This window comes from Erwinia typographi, assembly GCF_000773975.1.
Lineage (GTDB): Bacteria > Pseudomonadota > Gammaproteobacteria > Enterobacterales > Enterobacteriaceae > Erwinia > Erwinia typographi.
In genome coordinates this window covers 1-7,567 of the sequence record NZ_JRUQ01000088.1, presented here as the reverse complement: position 1 = coordinate 7,567, position 7,567 = coordinate 1, and the positions used below count along the sequence as shown (strand labels likewise).

The following is a 7,567-nucleotide window of genomic DNA, read 5'->3' as shown; positions in this document are numbered from 1 at the left end:
TTCACCGTCGGGGCCGGCAGATGTACATCATCACTATTTACGAAAGTAGATGATATCTGCCCTGTAGTGTTCGTATCGTCAACCAGAATTGCGGCAATTATAACGGTCTCTTCCACTGTATCGGTGAGAGTGGCAGAGGCTTCTCCTTGGTTATTTGTCGTCACCGTGACCGAAGAAGTCCCTGAATCAGAAAACTTTGCGCTTGTCGAACCAGCAGAAAAAATTATATTTTTCCCATTGACGTAAGTTCCCCCAGACATCAGGACGGCATTTACGCTATTAGTGGCTGTTCCATCAGCACTTGCTCCGCTAGTAGCGGTAAGCTCTAATGAATATGCAACCCCGTCAGAAAAATCGCTAAAATAAACCATATAAGCCTCTACAAATATAATGTAATGATCAACAAACAAAGACCATAGAATACACGACCCCATTATTATGGGGAAGTACATTACCTCACCAAGCTGAAATCAGTACGAGACAAATACCTGCTTAATGTAATTCACCGAACCTGATGACTCAGGTAAGGATAGTTCAATATTAACAACTTCAGAGGAAGAATTAACAATATTAACTTCAGCACTGAAATCATCATTAAGTAAAATATCAGCAATCTGTCCCCCATAACCCACAATCATTGCACTACCATTCAAAATTCTCACTCTGACAAGACTAATGTTATTTCCAGGAGTGGCTTTCAAATAAATAGAACAAGGCGTTATTCCATCACAGGGGGCTCCAGTGGAATAATTTATAGCATGAATATTACCATTACCTCTATAATATGGCGAGAAATTTGTCCACCCCCTGACTTCAACATTGACAGAGTTAGTTTCATAAGCTACGACGTCAAATTCACCTTGATAACTTGAATATAATTTAAAATACAATAATCCATTATCATCAATTCTTCCAGTAATAGTTGATATACCTTCAGGAGAAAATAGCACCTCGTTTGAGGTGGTTATTGTGATATCCTTACCAGCTTTACCTTTAACAAGACCATAATTAAATGGGTATACATGTATTGCAGAATAGTCTGTATTAGACGAACCTTTTGTCACAGTAATGTCAATTTCATCATCATTGTTATCATCATCCTTAATAACAACTACAGCCTTATCAGAGCTACCTTTAAAAGACATTGACGCATCAAAAACCTGATAATAGGAAGATAACTCCCCATCACCACTCAAAGAAATAAAGTCATAACCAAGCAAAAAATTGATCCCATTACTAACCCCCCCCGCATCAACAGTAATCACCTTGTAATAAACATGCCCCCCTTTGGAAAAATACACATGAAGTGTGTCGCCCAGAGAGATATCATCATATGGAGTAATGTGAACATATGTTCCATTATTGTTCTTTATTTTCTTCCAAAAAATAACACCATCAACAGCATCAGTAAATTCAGGCGGAGGATATTCCCCCGGATTGTCACCATCGGAAATTATCACAGTGAGATGATCCGATGTACTGACATTGTTTGCAATATCAGTAACCATGTAGTATAGCTCATGAGAACCCACATCGATTTCAGAAGAAATACAAAAAGCTATCGGAAAAACATCACTCAATTCAGTCAAATAATATTCATCAACAACCTTTCCATCCCAATAGATCTTAATGAAGTCAGAAACCATAGCGTTGGAATATTCAGGAATACCAACAAAAACCCCGCCCCCGATTTCAATATCGCTCAAATAAATGATGTTACCTTCGTATGCCTGAGGCAGAACAGGATTATAGAGATCGCTATAAATCATGGGTAAGTACTCCTCTTTAAGTATGACATAATACGCTAAAATATATATAAAAATGGTGTTTAACCATACTAAAAACTAATAATTTATATGTTCATAAATAACTAAGCGCACATACATAGATGAGACCACCATCTCGAAAATTGATCATTCATATATCTAATGAGATAAAAAACGTTGTAAATAACACTCACATTAAATGAAAGCATCGATAATCCAGTCATCCCGTTCCCCAAGACTGTGGTACTATCAAGCCAGCAGCTGTGTTGAATAAATCAAACTCTGCTGGGTTGACGGCTCAGATTACGCCCCCCGTTACCTTATTCGTACCCCTTATAATGGGGTGTTAGCCAACCAGGCCCGGCATGATTATTGCCCCCAGTCGTCCATGCCCCCGGCGGGGGGGGGGGATGTCACCGGGTCTGGTGGGGCGCTGGTAACCGCTAATAGGGGCTAGGTCAGGCACTTTATGCCGGTACCGTCTGTAACGTGGAGCCGGTACCAGCTCCCCATGATTATCTGGTTAACCCGTATAAACAGGGAGACAGAATGACCGAATCCAGCGATGACGAATCCGTCCAGGTCTTTATTGGCGTTGATGCTGGTAAAGATATCCATCACGCAGTTGCCGTTAATCGTTCAGGTAAGCGACTGTTCGATAAAACATTACCCAACGACGAAACCAAACTCAGGTCGCTGATATCTGACCTGAAACAGCATGGTCAGATACTGCTGGTCGTTGACCAGCCTGCCACCATAGGTGCATTACCCGTCGCCGTTGCCCGCTCTGAAGGCGCCCTTGTCGGATACCTTCCCGGGCTGGCAATGCGCCGCATCGCCGACTTGCACGCCGGTGAAGCCAAAACCGATGCCCGCTATGCGGCCATCATCGCTGAAGCGGCCCGTACTCTTCCTCATGCGCTACGCACGCTGAAGCTGGCTGACGAGCAAATCGCCGAACTCTCCATGCTCTGCGGTTTCGATGATGATCTTGCCGCACAGACAACACAGGCCAGCTACCGTATCCGCGGCATGTTGCCCCAGATACATCCGGCTCTTAAGCGCGTTCTCGGTCCACGACTGGCTCACCCGGCAGTGCTCGATCTGCTCCAGCGATATACCTACCCCGAAAAACTCGCTTTACTGGGTGAGAAGACGCTGGTAGCCCAAGACTTTATTGATTCCATTTTATCCCTGATGCAAGTTCCGTTACGCTGCGCGGGTTACAGCTGGGTCAGCAGAGGAGCACGGGCGGTTACCGTAAATGTTAAAACACCCACCCGGGGTGAAATTGCGTATGTGGTAATTAATTCAACAGGACGGAATGTCCTCGGTGAAGGCGAATGGTAAGTCTAAAAACACGGCAATGAGCGCCGTCGTATCTGGCGAAAACTGCATCTGACCGTTGATGCGAAGACGCATGTAATTATATGCGCCGACCCGTCTTTGAACAACGTCACGAGCGCAGAGGCCTTCCCCGGGCTCATCCGGCAGACTCATCGAAATAATCAGGTCAGCAACGGCGGAGGTCGCTTATGGCCCCTAGTTGTGTCACGATTTTCTGCGGAGTAAAAAATCAGCGCCCTCTCCCCTCCGCGAAAGTAAGCTGACTACTGGCCGGATGAGTACGCAGACCGTAACCGTGCAGTAGCCAATTAGCGCTGGAGATGGACAAAGGAATATAACAGTCGCACGATAGCGGAGACGGCCATTTATCAGATAGAACAGCCGTTCGGAGGCCCACTGACGCTACGTGACTACAACGGTCAGGCCGCACATTGTACGTGCATTGAACAAGATGACAAAGGCAGGCATGCAGGAAGCGAGCGTATTGCCTGAAAACCCCACTGGCTACGGGATGTTTACCACAAATTTGATTTGTTCAACAAAGCCCGTAACAACCTGACACTTGAGAACCAGAATCAAAAGGCTGGCCCATAAAACCATCTATTTCTCACGCTCTGTTGGCTGATCTACATGAAAAAATATAGGTGCCTTTATTGAAAGGCTTATGTTCTACTAATCGGACGTTCTACCTAAAAATCGCCCCCTCCCCCAAGATGAGGGAGGGTGTCAATTAAACAGATAAAACTTAAGGTCCAGTGACATTCACATTATAAGTTTTTATTTGATCTTTAATAACTGAATAGTTTACGCCATTAATTGTCAAATTATAAGAGAATGTCGCCCTACCAATACCGATCTTGTTAAAAAAAGAAGGACTAACCTCTTTTTCCATATTGATAGTGAAGTAATCATTAGATCCCCCTGAACCAACATATGAAGAAAGATCCTTGCTCACATTTGCAACAACAACACCATCTGTATTATAACCAGTGACGAAGAAGGTACCCGAGTCAGCTTGAATAAATGGCGTTTCGATTATTGTACCATCATCGAGAGTAACAGGATCTTTCCCATTAAAACGCACCTCAACTAACTGATTATTATTTTGAACTCTGTTGATATAACCATTATTGTTGTCTGCAACAGGTATATCAATACCATTAAGATAAGGATTAGAACCCGCAGAGTTTGCTCGCTGGACCACTACCACACCGATATTTGAAAATGAAGCATTACCGGCAACATCAACGACGGAAACCGCGTATTTATAGGTGCCATTTTGAAATAACTCCTCTCTCCCACTAAGATCAAAAGTTGCATATTGATTTTCTGTAATCGCAGGACTACGAACGACATAATCCCCCCAATAAAGCACAATATCATTAGATGTAGACATCCCTTCCTGACTATTTGTCAGGATTACCGTAACTTCGAGGGTCTCAGAATCGAACACGTCGTCATTGACAATTCCATTTACAGCAGCAGGAAATTTCACACTCGCATCATAAGTGTCCGATAAAATATAAACATCAACACTTGGATCTTCCAAAACCTCCCCAAGATTTGTAGATTCCGCTTCAACAGATACATCCAAACTCAAAGACATGCCCGCTTTAGCGTTCGATAAATCGACAAGAATGTCAGCCGCGCCAGCAACATTCGTTACTGGAGAATTCAACTGTGTAATTTCAACTGATTCCTCACAAGTAACAATAATACTTTCGTTTTGTTGAGGATTATACGCAGAGTCTGTAACCTGCACTTCCAGGCTATATGGAATCACTCCACACCACGAATCAGGCCATGATGATATAGGGTCTAGAATACTTACCAATAAATCTGAATCATTTTTAATTTCATTCATAGTGACACCTCAATTTAAATTTCAAATAAAATTAATTATATACATGTGCAACAAATGCTTACATCACCACTGCATACCCTTCTTTTAATTTCAAGTCAACAGTTCAACCAACTCACAATACATTTATTTTTGTAAATCTGATGTTTAATTCCAGATCTCATTGAATTTTTCATTGTCACCGGAATGAAGCCGCTCCCCCACTCCATTATCTTACAATCGATTAAATAATAGATACTTTCTCAAAGAAAAACGATGGTAACAGGCGACATTCTGGTTTATAACCACCTTATGAGAGGATGAACCGCACCGCGAAGACTGGTACTATATTTATTTATGACAGTATAACTAATCCTATAAAAAATAATTTCCAAGATGCATAGCTACCGCACGTGTTATGCAGAAACATAACAACAGCAATTATTTAAAAAACAACCAACCATCACAATAATGGCAGTTGCTCAAAAAACAACCAACCACTATCATAGATATAGCAGAAAAAAAAACAATAACAACATAAAGAAAGATTTTTTTTAAATAGATAAATCAGCTTTTACTCATTACAGATTCCTTTCAAAGGGAGGTGCATAAAATGACCAATGCCCGCGAGGCAGACAAAGCCCTGTAGGTTAGCATTCTTCCTTTCTGTAATGCCTCTAATTGGTTGAATCTGATGTATACTGCCCTCTTTTGAGATTCTCTCATCGCCAGCTTTAACGTTCATTGTCCCCGTTGCAATTCAGCTCAGGTGTACCGTCATGGTCAGCCCCCCCCTGTGGACATAACCGCTTCCGGTGCCGTGACTGCTACCGTGTGCTCCAGCTCACGTATTCTTATGAGGCCCGTCAACCGGGCGTTAAAGAGCAAATCGTTGAGATGTCCTTAAACGGCGTCGGTGTTCGTGATACCGCCAGAACACTGAAAGTCGGTATCAACACCATCATACGCGCATTAAAAACCTCGCCCCGAAACAGGTGACATCTTCGCCTGCCGCTCATGCTGATGTCGCCCACTGGATGAACAATGGAGCTTTGTTGGTAGCAAGGCCCGACAGCACTGGCTCTGGTATGCATACAATACGCGTTCTGGCTTACACCTTTGACCCACGAACCGATGAAACGAGCCGTGAACTGCTTGCGCTACTCAGCCCTTTTAACACTGGCATGATAACCAGCGAAACTAGGGCAACTATGCCAGAGAAGTGCCGAAGGATAAGCATCTGACCGGCAAGATTTTCACTAAGCGTATAGAGCGTAACAACCTGACGCTACGTACCCGTATCAAACGACTTGCGCGGAAAACGATTTGCTTCTCGCGCTCGGTCGAGATCCACGAGAAAGTTATCGGGGCCTTCATCGAAAAATACATGTTCTACTAACTGGAATCACTACCTCCCCTTCCTTACGGGCTTAAAAATGCCGGCAGCAAAAAAACCGTCTACTCACGTTCTGTCAATCCTTATGACAGTCATCAGCGATATCGGTAAAAATCATATATACCAGTAATTAGAAGCATCACCAGTCTCCTGCCTGTTAGTTCAAATTAATAACACAAAGCACATTGCAATAAAATAATTTCCACAATAAAAAATTCAATTACACTTTTGAAAACAATGTATTAAATTTCATATATACCCCACGCTGACACAAACAGTTCCACACTCATGATTAATCCTAATTAAATATCTTATGTATAGACATTCAATTTTGTACCTTATCAAAAACCACTCTATCCCCTTTATATTTATTTTCAAAATGGTTAAAATCGATCGGTAATGATCTTTTGATAGATATAATCTATCAATATCAAGAATTTGATCGCTCCAGCGTTCCTTTTTTGCTCAACACAAACCGTAACGGTCTGTTATGTAAGTTTATTTCACCTCTTGCTTTGATAAAAAATAACAAATTGATTGTAATATTAAAAAAAATCAAACAATATGCGCTTTACATTTCCATGCCTACATTTAACGGAGATGAAACATAAAAAAACTTTAAGAGACCGCATGCAATGGCATTATTGATATCCTTTATTAAAACGAGAGCATGGGAATTTACTAAAATTCGCCACCGAACTTGCATTATTATTTATCGTTTAAGATTCAGATACAGTAAATAAAAGGAACTTATAATAGTAAAAAATCGTTTAAGATGGGGGCATTTACCCCTTGACCCTGACCCGAAATCCTGCTCCATTCAGAAACAGAATTCCGGCATGATAAACACCCCCCTGAACGGAGGTGGTGCCGATGAAAAAGTCACGATTCACCGAAGAGCAGATTGTCTTTGCCCTGAAGCAGGCCGAGCTGGGGACGTCCGTGCCGGATGTCTGCCGTAAGCTGAGTATCTCTGATGCCACTTTTTACACGTGGCGCAAGAAGTACGGCGGAATTTCCCCTTCTGAACTCAAACATATGCGGCAGCTGGAAGAGGAAAATCTGCGGCTGAAGAGGCTGGTTGCTGACCTCAGCCTCGATAAGGCCATGCTGCAGGATGTGCTGGCAAAAAAGACCTGACGCTGGCACGCCTGCGCGAATGGGGCCGGGACCTGCAGGCACGCTACGGGACCGAGAGGGGTCGAGTCCGTCAAGGTG

General features: G+C 42.8%; 3 protein-coding genes and 4 pseudogenes. 4 read left to right on the top strand and 3 right to left on the bottom strand.

The genetic code is table 11. The annotated features are described in order from the left end of the window. Together NG99_RS30130 and NG99_RS27760 are read right to left on the bottom strand one after the other, a co-directional pair. Positions 1–371, bottom strand: a 371-nt coding sequence (locus NG99_RS30130) for an Ig-like domain-containing protein (RefSeq protein WP_157032707.1), incomplete at its 3' end; no start/stop codon positions are given. Between the two features lie 99 nt (positions 372–470). Next, entirely contained in the window at positions 471–1,769 is a 1,299-nt protein-coding gene (locus NG99_RS27760; RefSeq protein ID WP_052130869.1) for a hypothetical protein, read from the bottom strand. Positions 1,770–2,315: 546 nt separating this feature from the next. Here NG99_RS27760 and NG99_RS29755 point away from each other — a divergent pair. Beyond that, positions 2,316–2,936: pseudogene (locus NG99_RS29755) on the top strand (IS110 family transposase); the annotation flags it as partial. Continuing rightward, positions 2,931–3,591 (top strand): annotated as a pseudogene (locus tag NG99_RS28980) (IS5 family transposase); the annotation flags it as partial. The pseudogenes NG99_RS29755 and NG99_RS28980, both read left to right, overlap by 6 nt. A 267-nt stretch (positions 3,592–3,858) precedes the next feature. On the opposite strand, the gene NG99_RS24650 reads toward NG99_RS28980, so the two are convergent. Continuing rightward, a complete protein-coding gene (locus NG99_RS24650) occupies positions 3,859–4,977 on the bottom strand; it encodes a hypothetical protein (protein WP_034898920.1) in 1,119 nt (372 codons plus the stop codon). Between the two features lie 700 nt (positions 4,978–5,677). Between NG99_RS24650 and NG99_RS28975 the strand changes: the two are divergent. Together NG99_RS28975 and NG99_RS24640 are read left to right on the top strand one after the other, a co-directional pair. Beyond that, positions 5,678–6,352, top strand: a pseudogene (locus NG99_RS28975) (IS1 family transposase). An 870-nt stretch (positions 6,353–7,222) separates the two neighbouring features. Further along, positions 7,223–7,567: pseudogene (locus NG99_RS24640) on the top strand (transposase); the annotation flags it as partial.